The 17,258-nt window shown below is 57.7% G+C and carries 16 protein-coding genes and 1 pseudogene; 13 read left to right on the forward strand and 4 right to left on the reverse strand.

Annotation, left to right across the window (positions count from 1 at the left end; all coding sequences use genetic code 11):
* Positions 1 to 72: 72 nt before the first annotated feature.
* From DW49_RS0102385 to DW49_RS0102400, 4 genes and pseudogenes are all read left to right on the forward strand, one after another.
* A pseudogene (locus DW49_RS0102385) lies at positions 73 to 2,292 on the forward strand (fimbria/pilus outer membrane usher protein); the annotation flags it as partial.
* Positions 2,289 to 3,071, forward strand: a complete 783-nt coding sequence (locus DW49_RS0102390; RefSeq protein WP_024420166.1) for a fimbrial biogenesis chaperone — start codon at positions 2,289 to 2,291, stop codon at positions 3,069 to 3,071. The pseudogene DW49_RS0102385 and the gene DW49_RS0102390, both read left to right, overlap by 4 nt.
* 1 nt (position 3,072) lies before the next feature.
* Positions 3,073 to 4,071, forward strand: a complete 999-nt coding sequence (locus DW49_RS0102395) for a fimbrial protein (RefSeq protein WP_005615553.1) — start codon at positions 3,073 to 3,075, stop codon at positions 4,069 to 4,071.
* A 104-nt stretch (positions 4,072 to 4,175) separates the two neighbouring features.
* On the forward strand, positions 4,176 to 4,400 hold the full coding sequence (locus DW49_RS0102400) for a hypothetical protein (protein WP_003375863.1): 225 nt from the start codon (positions 4,176 to 4,178) through the stop codon (positions 4,398 to 4,400).
* A gap of 17 nt (positions 4,401 to 4,417) precedes the next feature.
* Here DW49_RS0102400 and DW49_RS0102405 read toward each other — a convergent pair whose 3' ends face one another.
* The 3 genes from DW49_RS0102405 to DW49_RS0102415 form a co-directional block, all read right to left on the reverse strand.
* Positions 4,418 to 5,170, reverse strand: a complete 753-nt coding sequence (locus DW49_RS0102405; RefSeq protein WP_024420167.1) for a YkgJ family cysteine cluster protein — start codon at positions 5,168 to 5,170, stop codon at positions 4,418 to 4,420.
* Positions 5,171 to 5,283: 113 nt separating this feature from the next.
* Positions 5,284 to 5,757 carry a GNAT family N-acetyltransferase gene (locus DW49_RS0102410; protein WP_005615558.1) on the reverse strand — a complete coding sequence of 158 codons (474 nt, stop codon included), beginning with the start codon at positions 5,755 to 5,757 and terminating at the stop codon, positions 5,284 to 5,286.
* Between the two features lie 74 nt (positions 5,758 to 5,831).
* Positions 5,832 to 6,728 carry a chemotaxis protein gene (locus tag DW49_RS0102415; protein ID WP_024421089.1) on the reverse strand — a complete coding sequence of 299 codons (897 nt, stop codon included), beginning with the start codon at positions 6,726 to 6,728 and terminating at the stop codon, positions 5,832 to 5,834.
* Between the two features lie 642 nt (positions 6,729 to 7,370).
* Between DW49_RS0102415 and DW49_RS0102420 the strand changes: the two genes are divergently transcribed.
* The 9 genes from DW49_RS0102420 (at position 7,371) to DW49_RS0102460 (ending at position 16,125) form a co-directional block, all read left to right on the forward strand.
* Positions 7,371 to 7,880 (forward strand): disulfide bond formation protein B, encoded by a 510-nt coding sequence (locus tag DW49_RS0102420; RefSeq protein WP_005615562.1) that lies wholly within the window; start codon positions 7,371 to 7,373, stop codon positions 7,878 to 7,880.
* Between the two features lie 436 nt (positions 7,881 to 8,316).
* Complete coding sequence (gene cyoA, locus DW49_RS0102425; protein WP_017682546.1) at positions 8,317 to 9,258, forward strand: ubiquinol oxidase subunit II; 942 nt, start codon at positions 8,317 to 8,319, stop codon at positions 9,256 to 9,258.
* Positions 9,259 to 9,261: 3 nt separating this feature from the next.
* Positions 9,262 to 11,274 carry a cytochrome o ubiquinol oxidase subunit I gene (cyoB, locus tag DW49_RS0102430; RefSeq protein ID WP_005615567.1) on the forward strand — a complete coding sequence of 671 codons (2,013 nt, stop codon included), beginning with the start codon at positions 9,262 to 9,264 and terminating at the stop codon, positions 11,272 to 11,274.
* Positions 11,275 to 11,277: 3 nt separating this feature from the next.
* Positions 11,278 to 11,910: a cytochrome o ubiquinol oxidase subunit III gene (locus DW49_RS0102435; RefSeq protein ID WP_005615570.1), complete on the forward strand. Its 633-nt coding sequence runs from the start codon at positions 11,278 to 11,280 to the stop codon at positions 11,908 to 11,910.
* Entirely contained in the window at positions 11,910 to 12,242 is a 333-nt protein-coding gene (gene cyoD, locus DW49_RS0102440; protein ID WP_003375849.1) for a cytochrome o ubiquinol oxidase subunit IV, read from the forward strand. The genes DW49_RS0102435 and cyoD overlap by 1 nt, the downstream gene beginning before the upstream one ends.
* Before the next feature lie 10 nt (positions 12,243 to 12,252).
* Positions 12,253 to 13,140 carry a heme o synthase gene (gene cyoE, locus DW49_RS0102445; protein WP_005615575.1) on the forward strand — a complete coding sequence of 296 codons (888 nt, stop codon included), beginning with the start codon at positions 12,253 to 12,255 and terminating at the stop codon, positions 13,138 to 13,140.
* A 256-nt stretch (positions 13,141 to 13,396) separates the two neighbouring features.
* Complete coding sequence (locus tag DW49_RS0102450) at positions 13,397 to 14,281, forward strand: glycosyltransferase family 2 protein (protein WP_005615577.1); 885 nt, start codon at positions 13,397 to 13,399, stop codon at positions 14,279 to 14,281.
* A gap of 43 nt (positions 14,282 to 14,324) precedes the next feature.
* Positions 14,325 to 14,966 (forward strand): CatB-related O-acetyltransferase, encoded by a 642-nt coding sequence (locus DW49_RS0102455; protein ID WP_005615580.1) that lies wholly within the window; start codon positions 14,325 to 14,327, stop codon positions 14,964 to 14,966.
* Between the two features lie 139 nt (positions 14,967 to 15,105).
* On the forward strand, positions 15,106 to 16,125 hold the full coding sequence (locus DW49_RS0102460; RefSeq protein ID WP_003375839.1) for a branched-chain amino acid aminotransferase: 1,020 nt from the start codon (positions 15,106 to 15,108) through the stop codon (positions 16,123 to 16,125).
* 63 nt (positions 16,126 to 16,188) lie between these two features.
* Here the strand turns inward: DW49_RS0102460 and DW49_RS0102465 are convergent, their stop codons facing one another.
* Positions 16,189 to 17,184 carry a hypothetical protein gene (locus DW49_RS0102465; RefSeq protein ID WP_005615587.1) on the reverse strand — a complete coding sequence of 332 codons (996 nt, stop codon included), beginning with the start codon at positions 17,182 to 17,184 and terminating at the stop codon, positions 16,189 to 16,191.
* Positions 17,185 to 17,258 lie beyond the last annotated feature (74 nt).

Genomic DNA, 17,258 nt, shown 5'->3' on the forward strand with positions numbered 1-17,258 from the left:
CCTGCAAGCTAAGCTATTGATAAGATTTGAATTTTCCGTTAGTTGGTGGCTGATTTTTTCGAAAACAGTACAATAGAACCCTGCCTGTCGCAAGAAATGCTCCAGGGCTTTGGTCTGGACCTGAGTCGCTTGCCGGTGGATACAACACAGCCTGATCAGGCCTGTTTTGATCTGCCGGGGCGTGTCGAGTTTGCACGCGTCGATTACCAGCCGGCTGCGTTGCGACTCACTATCAGTGTTCCGCAGGCTTTCATGTCACGCGGCACCCGCGGTTATGTTTCGCCGGAGCTCTGGGAGCAAGGCGAGACGGCGGGCTTTATCAATTACAACTTCAATGGCAGCAGACGACGCAACAAAGGGCTGGAAACCGATCAGTATTACCTCGGGCTGCGTAATGGCCTGAACCTCGGTGCATGGCGACTGCGCAATGAGTCTTCAGTGGTGCGAAGCAGTGATCGGCCTTTGCGTTATCGCAGTAATCGTACTTTTGCGCAGCGCGACATCACGGCCCTTAAAAGCCAGTTCACCGTGGGCGAGACATTTACCGACTCGCAGGTATTCGACAGCGTGCGTTTTCAGGGGGCGGCGCTGGCGTCTGACGACGGCATGCTGTCTGACAGCGAGCGCGCTTACGCCCCGGTCATCCGTGGTATCGCTGAAACCAACGCGACGGTGGAAGTCCGTCAGAACGGCTTTCTGCTGTACAGCGGCAGTGTGTCCCCCGGGCCTTTTGAAATCACCGATATCTACCCCAGTGGTTCCAATGGCGACTTGTCGGTGTCGGTCATCGAAGCGGATGGACGCGTTCGTTCCTTCACTCAGGCCTACGCCTCGTTGCCGATCATGGTCCCGTCAGGATCCCTGCGCTACAGTCTGGCGATTGGCCAGGTGGACAGCAACGATGAGCTTCAGGCCTCTCCGGGCTTTACCAGCGCAGCCTTGATCTACGGCCTTTCCGAGCTGATCACCGGGTTCGGCGGCGTACAGCTGGCCGAGGATTATCAGGCGGCGAACCTGGGCGCAGGGGTCAATACCGGGCTGGGCGCGGTGTCGCTGGACGTCACCCGTTCCGTCAGCCAACCGGACCAACAATCGCGCAGCGGGCAAAGCCTGCGGGTGCGTTATGCCAATACGCTGGACGTGACCGACACCACGCTGGCAGTGGCCGGTTATCGCTATTCGACCGAGCAATATCGCACCCTCAGCCAGCATGTCAGCGACACCGACCCGCAGAGGCGAGTGACGAGCACCGGCCTGGCTCGCGATCGACTGGAACTTAGCGTCACTCAGATACTGCCCGCGCAGGCCGCGTCATTGAGCCTGACCGCTTCCGAGCAGCGTTACTGGAACCTGCCAGGCAAGACGCGGCAACTTTACCTGTCCTATAACGCCGCCTGGCATACCGTCAATTACAGCCTGTCCATCGAGCGCAACGAGGATTTCGGGCGTGACAGTGACGCCAGCACCGACCATCGCATTGCCTTGAGTGTGACCGTGCCGCTCGGATCAAGCCCCGGCTCGTCGCGCCTGTCGTTCAATGTGGTGCGCGACAGTTCCGGCGATTACAACGCTCAGGCCGGGCTCAACGGTCAGGTGCTGGGGAATCGCGATACGTTCTATTCGGTTCAGGCCGGCAACGACAGCAACTCGGGCAGTTTCGGCGCAGGAAAAATCAACACCACCACCGGCTTCGGTCGTTTCGAGGCGGGTTACAGTCAGGGTCAGGACTACGACGCGTTCACCCTGTCCGCAGCGGGTTCGCTGGTGGCGCATGCCGGTGGCGTGAACCTGGGGCAAACGCTGGGTGAAACCTTCGCCCTGGTCCAGGTGCCAGACGTCAGCGGTGCCCGCTTGAAGTCCTACACCAACGTTGCAACCGCAGCCAATGGCTATGCGGTTTTGCCGTATGCGCAAGCCTACCGGACCAACTGGGTCAGCCTGGACACCCGACAGTTGGGCGCTGATGTCGATCTGGATAACGCCATTACCCAGGTTGTGCCGCGCAGGGGCGCGATGCCGGTGGTGCGCTTCAAGGCAGCTGTGGGTCGGCGCGTCCAGTTTGAACTGGTGCGCGCCGATGGCAGCAAAGTGCCGCTGGGTGCCAGTGTCGAGGACGAACAGGGCAGGGCGCTGGCGGTGGTCGATCCTGGCAGTCAAGCGCTGGTGCTCAGCGACCAGGACAGCGGCAGCCTGAGCGTGCGCTGGTCCGACCAACGGTGTCAGGCTGCATTCGTACTGCCGCCCAGAGACCCTGCCCGTGCCTACGAGCGAATCAGGGTGGTCTGCCGATGAGCATAATTGTTCAGGTGCGCAGGCTGCTGGTGGTGTTGCTTCTGACAAGCAGCGTCGCGGCGCAAGGGGCGATAGCGCTCAGTGGGACGCGGCTGATCTTCGACGGCCGGTATCACGAGGCGAGCATCGAGGTGCGCAATCGCGGCAAGGCCGAGGCACTCCTGCAGACCTGGCTGAGCGATGCGCGTGATGACGGCGACAGGTTGCCGGCTGAACGCCGGTCGCTGCCCTTTGTTGTCACTCCACCTCTGACGCGCCTGGCGGCTGGCGACCGGCAGGTGCTGCGTGTGCTGTATCAGGGCGCAGGCATGCCACAGGAGCGTGAATCGTTGTTGCATCTGTACGTGCTCGAGGTGCCCCGCCGCCAGAACGGCGTTCGACAATTGAATATTGCCGTGCGTCAGCGCATCAATGTGTTCTATCGCCCCCCCGGACTTGACGGCGATCCGGCCGACACTGCCAGTGCGTTGATATGGGCGCTAACCTCGGACCAGTCGGCCAGCGTGGTGCTGAAAGTCCGCAATCCCACGCCTTATCACGCTTCGCTGCAAGCACTGCACATCGATGGTGTTCAGGTCGCAGAGTCGCTGTTGCTGGCGCCGGGCGAACAGGTTGAACGGGTTTTGCCCAAGAACGTAATGCCCTCTTTGCACCCTCGTTTTTCTTACCGGGCGCTGACCGACTATGGCGGTCAGCGACGCTATTGCGCTCGGTTTAACGGGCAGGCGACCTTGACGGCGCGCCTGCTGGAGAACAACGCCTTTCAGGAAGAATGCTGATATGAAACTTCTGTCTGCCAAACACTGGCTACTGTCCATTTTCGTGCTGCTGATGCTGAGTCCGACTGCCGTTTTCGCATTGGTCTGTACCACTCAGGGTTCTGGCGAAAGCGAGATCCACGATGATTTGAACAGCACTGTGGCGATCCCCGAATCGATTCCCAGTGGCGAGGTCGTCTGGCGTTCCGAGCCATTGAATGTACAGGTCGAGTGCGCCAAGGATGGCTTGCAGTCGGTCGAAGAAGAGATTTTCATCTACCTGAACCCGGACAGTCGGGTGATTGGCCAGGGTATTCGTGCCGGTCTGACCCTGCGCGGCGCCGATTACCTGCAAGGCAGCGGGCGCATCAGTACCGGCAACTTTCTGCCCATCTGCCATGAAAGCGAGGACAACATCGGTAATTGCCCGAAGGTACGCTTCACTCTGGCGTTTTCCGTGTTCATTCAGAAGTTCGGCGCCACTCCACCATCGGGCGTTGCCAGTGATCTGCTCGATTACCGGTTTTTTCAGCTGGGCGGCGCGACAGACGCGAACCGAGTGCCAGGGCGCAGCCTCAGTTATGTGATCAACAACCTCAGAGGGCTGCGCTTTGTGGCCTGCGATGCCGACCTGCAGGTAAGCCCGGAAACCGTGGAATTCGGCGACGTGGCCATCCACCAGGTGGTGGTCGGCAAACTGATCGCCACGCAGACCTTTTCCCTGCAGACCAGCCGCTCGTGCGATTCACCCTTCAGCATCGATGCGCGTTTCAGGCCGATAACCGGTACGCTGCATGGCGAGTTGCTCGTTCCCGCGGCCAACGATTCGCTGGGCATACTCATCACCAGTGCGGTCAATGGTGAGCCATTGCGCTACAACGAGCCTTTCCACTTGGCGGAGCTGTTGGGCGAAACCAATGCTGCCAGTGCGGACTTCAATGCCGAACTGCACTGGAACACCGACAAGCCAAGGCCCGGGCCATTCGATGCGGAGATCACGGTGGATCTGTTTTATAAATGATCTGCGCACACACTCGACAGGAGGCTCGGGCAGTCGCGCGACGATTGATGTATGCTGCACGACCGCGGGCACTGGCCCGGCCAATTCGACTTTCTGGCGACACCATGACCACTCCTGAACAACCTCCTGTTCAAGACGCCGCAACCGACTCCGTCGCAGACACTGAAAAGAAGGCCGTCATCGCGCCTTTCAGCTTTCCGTTCAAGCCATCGGAGTTTGCTCAGGCCAAAAAGGATCAGGCCTGGCACCAGAAAGGCAACAAACATGGCCATCACAAGACGCCAGGTGTTGCCCCGGCCGGTACGCGTCGGTCGATGGGCAAGCGCTGATCGCCTGACCGATCCGCTCAGGCAGCCTGCAACGGAATGAACAGATAAGACACCGGCTCTCGGTCGGTGACGTCGGCACCCTCCTGTTGCAGGGTGTCGACAACGTGTTGCCCGGCCACATGAAACTCCCAGCCTGAGCTCTCGGGCGCTGCGCCGGCAAGGTTCGTGACGTCGTCGATGGCGGCAGCGAAGGCACTCATGTCCGGTAAATACGCGACGAAACCGTTGCCCTTGAGGGCTGTGGTGCGAATGCCCAGTTGCTGACAGATCAACTGTTTGGCCGCTATCTCGTCGCGATCAGCCTGGCGAGACTGCTCGATCAGGCTCATCAATTGTGTATCAACCAGCGTGTCGCCAACGATCAGGTCGGGACCCTGTTCCCAGGATTCCGGCGGGCAGCCTTTGGTTTCCGGGCGCAACGGGATGTGCGGGTTGATCTCCATCGGATAGATCCGGCACACGAGCGGGCGTCGCTCGTAAATGCGGCAGAGGTTTTCTTCGTCAAGATTCCGGCAACGCCCGACGTTATAAGCTGCGAAAGTGATTGCCACAAAGGCCGTTGTGCTGCCGCTGTTTACTTGAGTCGAGCGTCGTGTGGCGTGGGTGAGCTGGTTTTGCGCAACCCCATAGCCATTGCTCAGAAATGCCTCGGTCAAGACAATCACGTTGCCGCCGTCTGCTGCCCACTGCCTGGCTTCCAGAAGGGTAAGCGGGACGTGATGATCCGTGCAGCAACCGCCGCAACCCACACAGGAAAACTTGGTGTCCATTGGTTCGATGACCCGTCCAGAAGTGCGCGCCGAGTGACAGAAATTGGTCATCTACGGCCTGATGCAGGTCAGAAAGCAAGTTGTGCGCCAGCCAGCTTGGGCAGCAGACGGGGTCAGCGTACCGGGGCGTTGAAGCGCTTGATGTAGGACATTGCTGATTTCTCGTACAGCCGCCGCGCCGTGAGATTGTTTTCCATGACATGCAGGTCGACCGCTGCTTCGCTTGGTCGGGTCACGGGGCCAAGCAACTGGCTGAACAGATGATTGAGCAGCGCGAAGCCAATTCCGGCAGCTCGCGCATCGGGGTGCACGACCAGATCCTTGATGAACGCGCTGGTCCAGCAAGTGATCACGCCTACAACAGCGTCGTCACGCAAGGCCAGGAAACACAATGACAAGTCGAATTCGGGGTCGCGCTCGAATGCGCTCAGCCAGGTCGGATAGTCCGGCACGCTGCCGGCACCGTCGCAATAGCCCAGTGTCAGCAGGGCGTGGGCTTCGGCCGCACGGGCGAGGGTAAGAGGGTGCGGATTGACCCCGGCAGGCCATTGCACAGCGGGCAATGGCTCGGCCAAGCTGCGACGCATCAACCAGTAATGTTCGGCAGATGCATCGCCCGGGTTTGGGCGCTTGTGGGTGTGCTCAAGAATGTGCTCAAGGGTCAGAGCCCTTGGGCGACTACCGTGCGCGCGGCCTCGATCAGGAATTTGGTCAACTCGGGGGACGAAAACTTGGTCAGTACAGCGTTGGCCCCGGCAATCTGGGACTTTTCACTGTTCATCGCGCTGTCCAGCGAGGTGTGCAGCAGGATGTACAGGTCGCTGAAATCAGGTGTATCACGCAATGTGCGGGTCAGCGCGTAGCCGTCCATCTCCGACATCTCGATGTCGGAAACCACCACGTTGATCTGCCTCGCAGTACCCTGCAGGTCAAGCAGCACGTCAATCGCTTCTCGGGCACTGCGCGCCGTGTGGCATTCGATGCCCAGATTGCGCAGAGTGATGATCGATTGTTGCAAAGCAACCTGGCTATCATCGACGACCAGAATCCGCGCCTTGCTCAGCACCTCGGCGTCTTCTTTGGCCAGCTCTGTCGATTGCACGACGATTTGCGCCGGAGCAATACCGTGAATCACTTTTTCAATATCCAGCACCTGCACCAGCACGCCGTCAACCTGAGTGACGCCGGTGATGAACGATTTGCTGCTGGAGCCATAAGGCGGCGGACGAATATCAGTGGTCAGGCAGTGCACGATCTTGCTGACCGCCTGAACATGCAGGCCCTGTTTGGAGCGGCTCACGTCGGTAACGATTAGGCAGCCGCCATCGGGATCGGCCAGCGGACGCTCGCCGATTGCACGGCTGAGGTCGATCACTGCAAGCGATGAACCGCGCAACGTCGCGATGCCTTTGACGTGCGGGTGTGATTCTGGAAGATGGGTAAGGGCAGGGCAGGGAATGATCTCGCTGACCTTGAGCAGGTTGATCGCCATCAGCTTGCCGCTGCGCAACGTGAAAAGGAGCAGCGAAAGTGAATCTGCTCGGACGTTATTGGACATATTGACCTTCTGGCTGTAGGTGTTTCGTCGCCTGGAGGCGGCAAACAACTTTCTATGACAGGTTATCGACCTGCGGCGGGCAGGCTTGAGAATTTTTCACCGACCGTCGGCTGCGGCGCTGAAAACGCGGGGCTCACCAGAGGGGTCATCGAAATCGTTTCAGGGCGCCCTGTTGCTTCAAGCCTGTCGCTTGGACCAGCGGGCTGGCGCAGTCGCCATAGTGGCAGTCTGGCTTCGGGCGCGTCAAACCGCTCAGGGGGCGACGTATTGTCGCTCGCCAGTTTCCCACACGTTGTGTCGCGTGTTCGCACGCGGCTGCGCTTTGATCAGAATGCAGCCTGCGGCAAAATACCGCAGCTATATATAGAAGAGATGGTGCGACAAAGTGACGCACCTCTATATATAGAGGGTTTTTGATTTTGGCCGCTGGCGTGAAGCGCTGTTGATCGTGCGCGCTCTGCGCAGCAGACCATCCGGCTGGCAAATGCGTCCGTATGGCTGGCGAACGCTTGAGTTGCCTGTCCAGTCAGATGATCATCGCGCACGATTCTGTGCAGCCGGGCAGTACACTGCCTTTCAAGCCTCGCCAGCATGCAGTAACGCCTTTGGCGAACCACCTCATCAGTTCAGTAAGGTATGTGAATGAGCAACGACACGTTTTACCTGAGACGCGAAAAGCGCTTTCTGGTTTTGCTGGGTATCATCTGCCTGTCCCTGATCGGCGGCGCGCTGTACATGCAGATCGCGCTGGGCGAAGCACCTTGCCCGCTGTGCATCCTGCAGCGCTACGCATTACTGTTCATCGCAATCTTCGCCTTCATCGGCGCAGCCATGAACGGACGCCGTGGCGTCACGGTGTTCGAAGCGCTGGTAACTCTCAGCGCCCTGGGCGGTATCGCTGCCGCTGGCCGGCATGTCTGGATTCTTGCCCATCCGTCAGATAGCTGTGGAATCGACATCCTGCAACCCATTGTTGACGGCCTGCCATTGGCTACACTATTTCCTACAGGGTTTCAGGTCAGCGGTTTCTGCACCACGCCGTATCCGCCGGTGCTTGGGCTGTCGCTCGCGCAGTGGGCACTGACAGCGTTTGTCCTGACGGCAATTCTGGTACCGGCGTGCATCATTCGCAACCGCCGCAAACCTTACTAAAAACAGGGGCTTTCGATCAGATAGCCCCGTGATTACGGGGCTTTTTTTCGTCACGATCACCCGTTTGAAGGTCTATTGTTACGTATCGGGAGATTAGCTGTTACAAAATTAGGCATAGTCATTAAAAATTTACGTATCTATAATCCCCATCACTTGTCGTCCAGCCTGGCTGAACGATCAGCATTTTGAGGCTTGGAGCGTCCCCTGTGCACTCGGGCGTATGATGGCCGCGTCGAAAGCGTCTGCTCTGAACCATGAGCAGTTCCAGCAACTCAAAAAACAAGAATCCATAGCTAAACCCGGACTTGTCGATACGCCGTTGCGTGTAGGGGCAGGTCCTTGTTCAATCTAAAAAAATTAGCCGGCACTGGCAGGGCGAAGTGTTGGCGGTCGAAACCCAACTGCACCGCGCAAGCTGCTTTTTAGAGGTCGTGAAATGAGTAAAAAAAGGTACCCCAGGTTTTTTGGCTTCTTGGCCCTTTTCTGTATGCTTTTGCTCAGTGGATGCGAAGGCGTACCTCTGCTCGATCCAAAAGGGCAGGTGGGTATCGAGCAGCGGAACCTGATTATAATCGCTACGCTGCTGATGCTTATCGTGGTGATCCCGGTCATCCTGATGACCCTGATCTTCGCCTGGAAGTATCGCGCGTCGAACAAGGCCGCCAAGTACACGCCGGACTGGTCGCACTCTACCAAGATCGAAATCGCAGTCTGGGGCGTACCCATGCTGCTGCTGGTCTTTCTAGGGTACATCACTTACATCTCGACTCACTCGCTGGACCCTTACCGTCCGCTTGATTCGAACGTCAAGCCGATCACCATTCAGGCGATCTCGGTCGACTGGAAGTGGGTATTCGTCTACCCGGACTACGGCATCGCCACGGTCAACAAAATCGTGTTCCCGGCCAAGACTCCGATCAATTTCCAGGTGACCTCCGACAGCGTGATGAACTCCTTCTTCATCCCGGGTCTGGGTGGTCAGATCTACGCAATGGCTGGCATGCACACCAAGCTGCATCTCATTGCCAACGAGAATCACGAGTTCAACGGTATTTCGGCCAACTACAGTGGCGCGGGCTTTACCGGTATGAAGTTCAAGGCCATCGCTACCAGCCAGGAAGATTTCGACGCCTGGGTCAGCGAAGTCAAGAATTCACCTAAAAAGCTTGGCACCGCCGAGTACGCCGAGCTGATCAAGCCGAGCGAACGTAACCCTGTCGAACTCTTCTCCTCGGTCACTCCGAACCTGTTCCAGATCGTCATCGACAAGTATGAAGGTATGAATCCAGGCAAGAAGATCGTCGCTGGTGAAGAAAAGGAAGTGGCCGGTGACGCTGCGGAAAAAGGCAAAAATTCAGCTGCTGGGGCAGAGGAGTAAACGATGTTTGGCAAATTAAGTCTGGAAGCGGTGCCGTTCCACGAGCCGATAGTCATGGTGACACTCGCCATGATTGCGCTCGGCGGCATTGCGGTTGTCGGGTTGATCACCTATTTCCGCAAGTGGACGTACTTGTGGTCTGAATGGCTGACGTCTGTCGACCACAAGAAAATCGGCGTGATGTACATCATCGTTGCCATGGTCATGCTGCTGCGCGGCTTTGCCGACGCAATCATGATGCGTACCCAACTGGCGATGGCCCAGAACGGTTCCGAAGGGTTCCTTCCGCCTGAGCACTATGACCAGATCTTCACCGCGCACGGTGTGATCATGATCATCTTCATGGCGATGCCGTTCTTCACGGGCCTGATGAACATCGTTCTGCCTCTGCAGATCGGTGCCCGCGACGTGGCGTTCCCGTTCTTGAACTCCCTGAGCTTCTGGCTGCTGGTTGCAGGCATGCTGCTGATCAACCTGTCGCTGGGTGTCGGTGAATTCGCCAAGACCGGCTGGGTAGCGTATCCGCCTCTTTCCGGGCTGCAATACAGTCCTGGTGTCGGGGTCGACTACTACATCTGGGCGCTACAGTTATCCGGGTTAGGTACGACATTGACCGGGGTCAACTTCCTCGTGACCGTACTGAAGATGCGTACACCTGGCATGAAACTGATGGACATGCCGATCTTCACCTGGACCTGCACCTGGGCAAACATCCTGATCGTGGCTTCGTTCCCGATCCTGACCGCTACCCTGGCGCTGCTGACCCTCGACCGCTACATGGACTTCCACATCTTCACGAACGAAATGGGTGGTAACCCCATGATGTACGTGAACCTGTTCTGGGCGTGGGGCCACCCTGAGGTGTATATCCTGATCCTGCCGGCATTCGGCGTGTTCTCGGAAGTCATCTCCACGTTCTCCGGCAAGCGTCTGTTCGGCCACAAGTCGATGATCTTCGCCTCCGGTGCGATCTGTATCCTTGGCTTCATGGTCTGGCTGCACCACTTCTTCACGATGGGTGCGGGTGCCAACGTCAACGCCTTCTTCGGTCTGGCGACGATGCTGATTGCCATCCCGACGGGTGTGAAGCTATTCAACTGGCTGTTCACCATGTATCAGGGTCGTCTGCGCTTCACAGCGCCGGTGCTCTGGACCCTGGGCTTCATGGTCACCTTCTCGATCGGCGGCATGACCGGCGTTCTGTTGGCGATTCCAGGTGCTGACTTCGTCCTGCACAACAGCCTGTTCGTAATCGCTCACTTCCACAACGTCATCATTGGCGGTGCGGTCTTCGGTTACATCGCCGGCTTCGCGTTCTGGTTCCCTAAAGCGTTCGGTTTCACTCTGAACGAGAAGTGGGGCAAGGCAGCGTTCTGGTTCTGGATCGTCGGCTTCTTCGTCGCATTCATGCCGTTGTACGCGCTGGGCTTCCTGGGTATGACCCGTCGTCTGAACGCTACCGACATGCCAGAGTGGAACATCTACCTGGACGTCGCGCTGTTCGGTGCGGTGCTGATTGCCATGGGTATCGCTTCGCAGCTGATCCAGTTGTTCGTCAGCATCCGTGACCGCGACAGCAATCGCGACCTGACCGGTGACCCGTGGAATGGCCATACCCTGGAATGGTCCACTTCTTCGCCTCCACCGTTCTACAACTTTGCCGAACTGCCAAAAGCTGACGACATCGACCCGTTCACCGATGCCAAGCGTGCTGGCACCGCGTACAACGTACCGGCTCGCTACTCGGCGATCCACATGCCTAACAACACGGCGACCGGCCTGTACATGGGTATGTTGCTGACGGTCTTTGGCTTCGCATTCATCTGGCACATCTGGTGGCTGGTGGGCGTGAGCCTGATCGCAACCATCGCGGTCTTCGTTGCTCACGCTGTACGTGACGACCAGGGCTACATGGTGCCTGCTGAAGATGTAGCGCGTATTGAAGGTGAGCATCACAAGGTCCTGGCGGCCAATGGTGCATACACTCCTGTCAAGTCCTCGCTGGAACAGGTTTAAACAATGTCAAATACTGCAATCAACTCCGGAGCCCACGATCACGGTCACGACCATGATCACGGGCACGACGATCACCACGACAGCGGTGGCATGACGGTCTACGGCTTCTGGCTGTACCTGATGACCGACTGCGTGTTGTTCGCCTCGTTCTTCGCGGTCTACGCCGTGATGGTCAACAGCGTCGCGGGTGGCCCGTCGGGCCAGGACATCTTCCTGCTGCCATTCGTGGCTGTGGAAACCGCGTTCCTGCTGGTCAGTAGTATCACGTACGGCTTCGCCATGCTGGCGCTGTACAAAGGCAAGAAGAGTCAGGTACTGGGCTGGCTGGCACTGACCTTCCTGTGTGGTGCTGCGTTTATCGGTATGGAAATCTATGAATTCCATCACCTGATCCACGAAGGCTACGGTCCGAGCCGCAGCGGTTTCCTTTCAGCGTTCTTTGCGCTGGTCGGTCTCCACGGCGTCCACGTGACCAGCGGTCTGATCTGGATGGCGATCATGATGTTCCAGGTCCAGAAGAAGGGCCTGACCAACACCAACAAGACGCGCCTGAGCTGCCTGAGCCTGTTCTGGCACTTCCTGGACGTTGTCTGGATCGGCGTGTTCACCGTTGTCTATCTGATGGGAGCTTTGTAATGTCAAATTCGCATCACTCCGCTGAAGACAATAGTCATGGCTCCGTAAAGTCGTACATCATCGGTTTCGTACTGTCGGTCATCCTGACCGCCATTCCGTTTGCCCTGGTGATGTCGCCTATGCTGCCCAAAGACATGACGATTGCGATCGTCCTGGTCTTCGCGATCATCCAGATCCTCGTGCATCTGCATTACTTCCTGCACCTGGATTTCACAAGTGTGCAGCGCAACAACGTGATGGCCTTCGCCTTTACCACGATGGTTATTGTCCTGCTGGTCGGCCTGTCGCTGTGGATCATTTTCAGTGTCCACCGCGAAATGATGGCGCATTGAGGAATCCCAGATGTCACTGAAGCACTTTATCCAAATCACCAAGCCGGGGATCATTTTCGGTAACGTGCTTTCGGTGGCAGGTGGCTTTTTTCTGGCTTCCAAGGGAAATATCGACTTCGGCGTGTTCCTCGCTGCGGTAATCGGTACTTCCCTGGTCGTTGCGTCCGGTTGCGTGTTCAACAACTGCATCGATCGCGATATCGATCAGCGAATGGAAAGGACCCGTAACCGGGTCCTGGTGCAGGGTCTGGTTTCTCTGAAACTGGCTCTGCTCTACGCCACCTTATTGGGTATTGCAGGCGTCGCCCTGCTGTACACCGAGGCCAATCCACTGGCTGCACTGTTTGCAGTGATCGGGGTTGTGATCTACGTCGGCTTCTACAGCCTGTACCTCAAGCGCAGATCCGTTCATGGCACGCTCGTCGGTAGCCTGTCGGGGGCAATGCCTCCGGTTATCGGCTACTGCGCAGTCAGCAACAGCTTCGACTTTGCGGCCCTGACGCTACTGGTGATGTTCAGCCTGTGGCAGATGCCGCATTCGTATGCGATCGCCATCTTCCGCTTCAATGACTATCGTGCGGCGAAGATTCCGGTTCTACCGGTTCAGCGCGGCATTCTGGTCACCAAGCGCCACATCCTGCTCTACATCCTGGCGTTCCTCGTGGCGACCCTGATGTTGACCGTAGGTGGTTATGCGGGCCTCAACTACCTGGCTGTTGCAGCAGGCATGGGCATGTACTGGTTGTACATGGCCTGGAAGGGCTACAAGGCCGTTGACGATACGGTCTGGGCTCGCAAGCTGTTCGTGTTCTCCATCTTCACCATCACTGCCCTGAGCGTGATGATGTCGGTGGACTTTCAGGTGACAAAAGAGTTGTTGGTGACGTACGCCTTCTGACTTCACCTGATACAAATCAAAAGCCCCGTTCTGTGAAGGACGGGGCTTTTTTTCGTGTGCACATCTACACTGAATAACTAATCGTCAATAGCGGCGGGTTTTTAGCGGCCGGATACGCCTCGTTACAAGGCGTTTGTGACCTGCCGTAGAAAATCCGGACTGTTTATCGCATGATGTGCCGGTTTTTCGAACGACCTTTTATGGACATCCCGGTCTCCGAGCCCTCCAGGGCCGATTATGATTATGGCTGTCACCCATGATGCCTTCAGAAAGTCAGAGCCTCACGCCCAAACCCATGGTTTCGATCGTGGCCCCTTGCTACAACGCCGAGCGCTTCCTCGACGCTGCGATTCAGAGCATCTTTGCTCAGGACTACGAGAATTTCGAGGTGATCATCGTTGACGATGGCTCGACCGACAACAGCATTGCCATGCTTGAGTCCTTGCAGGAGCGTTACCCGTTCCAGCTTTATCGCCAGGCCAACCAGGGGGTCAGCGCTGCTCTCAATCATGGTCTTCAGTATGCCAAAGGCGTTTATCTCTCCACGCCGGATCTCGACGACATCATGCTCCCGTCTTCAGTGCGCATCCGTGCGGAGTATCTGGACGGGCATCCCGAGGTCGGCTGCGTCGGCGCGCTGATCAGTTACATGGACTGTGACGGCAAGAGGATCAAATGCCAGTCGCGTGATTACATAGAGCGGCTGACATTCGACGAGGTGTTGCGTGGCGCGGTGGTGGTCGGAGCGCCGGTGGCGCTGTACCGGATGCAGGCCATGCGGGATGCCAACGGCTACGACCCGACAATCAAGGTTCAGGACTTCCAGGCGACATTGAGAATTGCCTGTCTGGGCTATCAGATTCATGTCATTCCCGAGGTCGTGACGCGCTATCGCCGTCACCCGAACAACCTTTCACGTAAGTACAAGGTCTTGCTGGACGCCGACCTGAAAAGCATCGAGCCCTACCGCAATCATCGCGAATATCAGCGTGGGCGTACTTTACTCGTCAATAAGGCGCTGAAATACGCGACGGTTGCCGATAAACGCTACGCATGGAGCCTGCTGCGCTCCATCCCGTTGAGATACGCCAATCTAACGACCCTTCGGCGCTGCAAGCGCTTGCTCCTCAGCTATAGGTGAGTACGGCAGGGCAGTTCGGAATTCAATCTGATTCAAGGTCGCCATGAAATTCATCGAGCTGCTTAAAACCAGAAAAATACGCCGTCAACTGCGCACGATGGACAAGCTGGAGAGGCTTGCCGAGAAAATCAGGCTGCAATACCCTCGGGCGCAAGTGGGCACAGGTACGTATGGCACGCCGGATATCGTTGAGTTTGGCGATGACTCGGTACTGCGCGTGGGCTCATACACCTCGATTGCTGAAGGCGTGCGGATTCTGCTGGGTGGCGAGCACCGCACTGACTGGATCACGACTTACCCATTCCCTGCAATGGTCGAACAATTGTCGGATATCAAGGACTACTCGCCCAGCAAAGGCGATGTAACCATTGGCAGCGACTGCTGGATCTGCGCCAACGCTGTGATTGTGTCGGGTGTCACGATTGGTCATGGCGCCATTGTCGGTGCCGGTGCGATGGTTGTGCGTGATGTGGCCCCTTATTCAGTCGTGGGCGGCAACTCCTGCAAGTTCATCCGCTGGCGTTTTGAAGAGGATGTTCGCGACCTATTGTTGCAGGCCGCCTGGTGGGATTGGCCCATGGAAGAGGTCAAGTCCGTCGCGCGAACGTTGTGCAGTTCCGACATGGACGCCTTCCTCTCCTATATTCGCCAGCGTCAGGCATCGGTGATGCAGCCGGCCAACTGACGTGGCGCCTGTGCATGGCGCTGCTTCAGAAATGCCATGTCAGTTTGCATTTATTTCAAGCCTCAGAGCCTGAATGATCTGGCAGAATAAGGCATTGGCCTGACTCGTCCAGGCAGTCGCTAAAATGATAGAGGGCGTTATGAGTCAAGAAAGCATCAACTGGGACACTCTGGGTTTTGACTACATCAAGACTGACAAACGCTATCTGTCTCATTGGCGCGACGGTGCCTGGGATCAGGGCTCGCTGACCGAAGACAACACGCTGCACATCAGCGAAGGTTCGACCGCGCTGCATTACGGTCAACAGTGCTTTGAGGGCCTGAAGGCCTATCGCTGCAAGGATGGCTCGATCAACCTGTTCCGTCCCGACCAGAACGCACAGCGTATGCAGCGCAGCTGTTCCCGTCTGCTGATGCCCCATGTACCCACCGACGTGTTCATCGAGGCCTGCAAGCAGGTCGTCAAGGCCAACGAGCGCTTCATCCCGCCTTATGGCTCCGGCGGTGCGCTGTACCTGCGCCCGTTCGTGATCGGTGTGGGTGACAACATCGGCGTGCGGACTGCGCCAGAGTTTATCTTCTCGATTTTCTGCATTCCGGTCGGTGCTTACTTCAAAGGCGGCCTGAAGCCGAACAACTTCGTGATCTCCGGCTACGACCGCGCTGCGCCCAACGGCACCGGCGCTGCCAAGGTCGGTGGCAACTATGCTGCCAGCCTGATGCCGGGTTCGGAAGCCAAGAAACACAGCTTCGCGGACTGCATCTACCTCGACCCGCAGACCCATTCCAAAATCGAGGAAGTGGGTTCGGCCAACTTCTTCGCCATCACCAACGACAATGTGTTCCTGACGCCTAAATCGCCATCAGTGCTGCCAGGCATCACCCGCCTGTCGCTGATCGAACTGGCAAAATCCCGTCTGGGCCTGACGGTCGAAGAGGGCGATGTGTTCATCGACCAGCTTGACACATTCAAGGAAGCCGGCGCGTGCGGCACGGCTGCTGTGATCACCCCGATAGGCGGCATTTCCTACCAGGACAACCTGCACGTGTTCTACAGCCAGACCGAAGTCGGCCCGGTCACCCAGCGCCTGTACAAGGAACTGACCGGTGTGCAATCCGGCGACATCGAGCCACCCGCCGGCTGGATCGTCAAGGTCTGATACAAACCCGCTGTTCGCATGTCAATGTTCTGCATTGGCATGCGTTGTACTAGGGCACGAGCATCACTCACCCCCCGCAGACTTCCCATCCTCAGCCCGCTCTTTCGCTGGCCCCAGCACAATTGCCAGGTGCCGCAGGTCATCGACCTCCACGCTGTAGCTTTTGCCTGACGGGCTTTGGGTCACGGTGCCCAGTGCGTACACCGTAAAGAACTTTACGTCATCCGCATGGCTGAGCAGTTCGCTGATGTAGCGGCTGGAGCGGTAGGCCTGCATCTGCGCAGGTGATACGTAGAGGGTCACCAGTTTGCCGTCGAGGCGGTCGAAGAACTTGAATTTGAAGCCTTGCCCGTAGCGTTGTTCTATCAGCCCGCCGCCAAACAGTACGCGACCGTTGTCGCCCGATTTGGCGAATTTGATATGGCGAAAATACGAGCGCAACGCGACTTCGCCCTGGCCGGGAATTCTCAGCTTCAACAGCTTGAAGTCGTCCAGTGACAACTCGGCCTTGGCCTGTCGATAGCTGTCCACCAGGCGCTCCAGGTTGTTGGTGCGGGTTTCGCTGTAGCGAGCGGCCTTGGGTGTCGCGGGTTCGGTCAATGGCTGACTGACGGGGGGCTGTGGGTTGCGTGCAGCGGCTTTTTCTTCCCCGGATTTCTCTTTGGTCGGTGCTTTGAGCGTCGGGTCGAATATGTCGATGTAATCATCCAGCTTGCGCTTGGCCTGGCGCAGGCGCGTCTGAACATCGGTTTCTTCAACCGGAACGTCTGGCTTTTCGTCGGCGCTCTCATCCACCCATTCACAGTCCGGATGGTGATCGTGATGCGGGTTGGCGCGAAAATGCGCAGCCACAAAGGTCGGGTTATCCTGTGGCTTCACGTCATAGCGAACCCCGGTCACTTTAGCGCCCAGCGCTCTGCAAGCTTCGTTCGAGCAAAGAAACTCGAAGCGCTTGCGTGGCGGTTCCAGGGAAAAGTACTCGCGGCGAGCGGCGGCAATCGACAACTCTTGTTGTAATTCGACGCAGAATGCGCGGGTGATGGGCTTGCTGGGCTTCATGCGGGCTGTCCTTGTTCGTCCAGGACACCACGCTATTTCAGGCGCGAGGGGCTTGCAACAAAATAGGTAGGCAG

Source organism: Pseudomonas avellanae BPIC 631, from assembly GCF_000444135.1.
GTDB classification, from domain to species: Bacteria; Pseudomonadota; Gammaproteobacteria; order Pseudomonadales; family Pseudomonadaceae; genus Aquipseudomonas; species Aquipseudomonas avellanae.

Bases quoted from the DNA above. Each gene is read 5' to 3' on its own strand.
- DW49_RS0102390 (WP_024420166.1), top strand. From the start codon at position 2,289: ATGAGCATAATTGTTCAGGTGCGCAGGCTGCTGGTGGTGTTGCTTCTG.
- DW49_RS0102395 (WP_005615553.1), top strand. From the start codon at position 3,073: ATGAAACTTCTGTCTGCCAAACACTGGCTACTGTCCATTTTCGTGCTG.
- DW49_RS0102400 (WP_003375863.1), top strand. From the start codon at position 4,176: ATGACCACTCCTGAACAACCTCCTGTTCAAGACGCCGCAACCGACTCC.
- DW49_RS0102405 (WP_024420167.1), bottom strand. From the start codon at position 5,170: ATGGACACCAAGTTTTCCTGTGTGGGTTGCGGCGGTTGCTGCACGGAT.
- DW49_RS0102410 (WP_005615558.1), bottom strand. From the start codon at position 5,757: ATGCGTCGCAGCTTGGCCGAGCCATTGCCCGCTGTGCAATGGCCTGCC.
- DW49_RS0102415 (WP_024421089.1), bottom strand. From the start codon at position 6,728: ATGTCCAATAACGTCCGAGCAGATTCACTTTCGCTGCTCCTTTTCACG.
- DW49_RS0102420 (WP_005615562.1), top strand. From the start codon at position 7,371: ATGAGCAACGACACGTTTTACCTGAGACGCGAAAAGCGCTTTCTGGTT.
- cyoA (WP_017682546.1), top strand. From the start codon at position 8,317: ATGAGTAAAAAAAGGTACCCCAGGTTTTTTGGCTTCTTGGCCCTTTTC.
- cyoB (WP_005615567.1), top strand. From the start codon at position 9,262: ATGTTTGGCAAATTAAGTCTGGAAGCGGTGCCGTTCCACGAGCCGATA.
- DW49_RS0102435 (WP_005615570.1), top strand. From the start codon at position 11,278: ATGTCAAATACTGCAATCAACTCCGGAGCCCACGATCACGGTCACGAC.
- cyoD (WP_003375849.1), top strand. From the start codon at position 11,910: ATGTCAAATTCGCATCACTCCGCTGAAGACAATAGTCATGGCTCCGTA.
- cyoE (WP_005615575.1), top strand. From the start codon at position 12,253: ATGTCACTGAAGCACTTTATCCAAATCACCAAGCCGGGGATCATTTTC.
- DW49_RS0102450 (WP_005615577.1), top strand. From the start codon at position 13,397: ATGATGCCTTCAGAAAGTCAGAGCCTCACGCCCAAACCCATGGTTTCG.
- DW49_RS0102455 (WP_005615580.1), top strand. From the start codon at position 14,325: ATGAAATTCATCGAGCTGCTTAAAACCAGAAAAATACGCCGTCAACTG.
- DW49_RS0102460 (WP_003375839.1), top strand. From the start codon at position 15,106: ATGAGTCAAGAAAGCATCAACTGGGACACTCTGGGTTTTGACTACATC.
- DW49_RS0102465 (WP_005615587.1), bottom strand. From the start codon at position 17,184: ATGAAGCCCAGCAAGCCCATCACCCGCGCATTCTGCGTCGAATTACAA.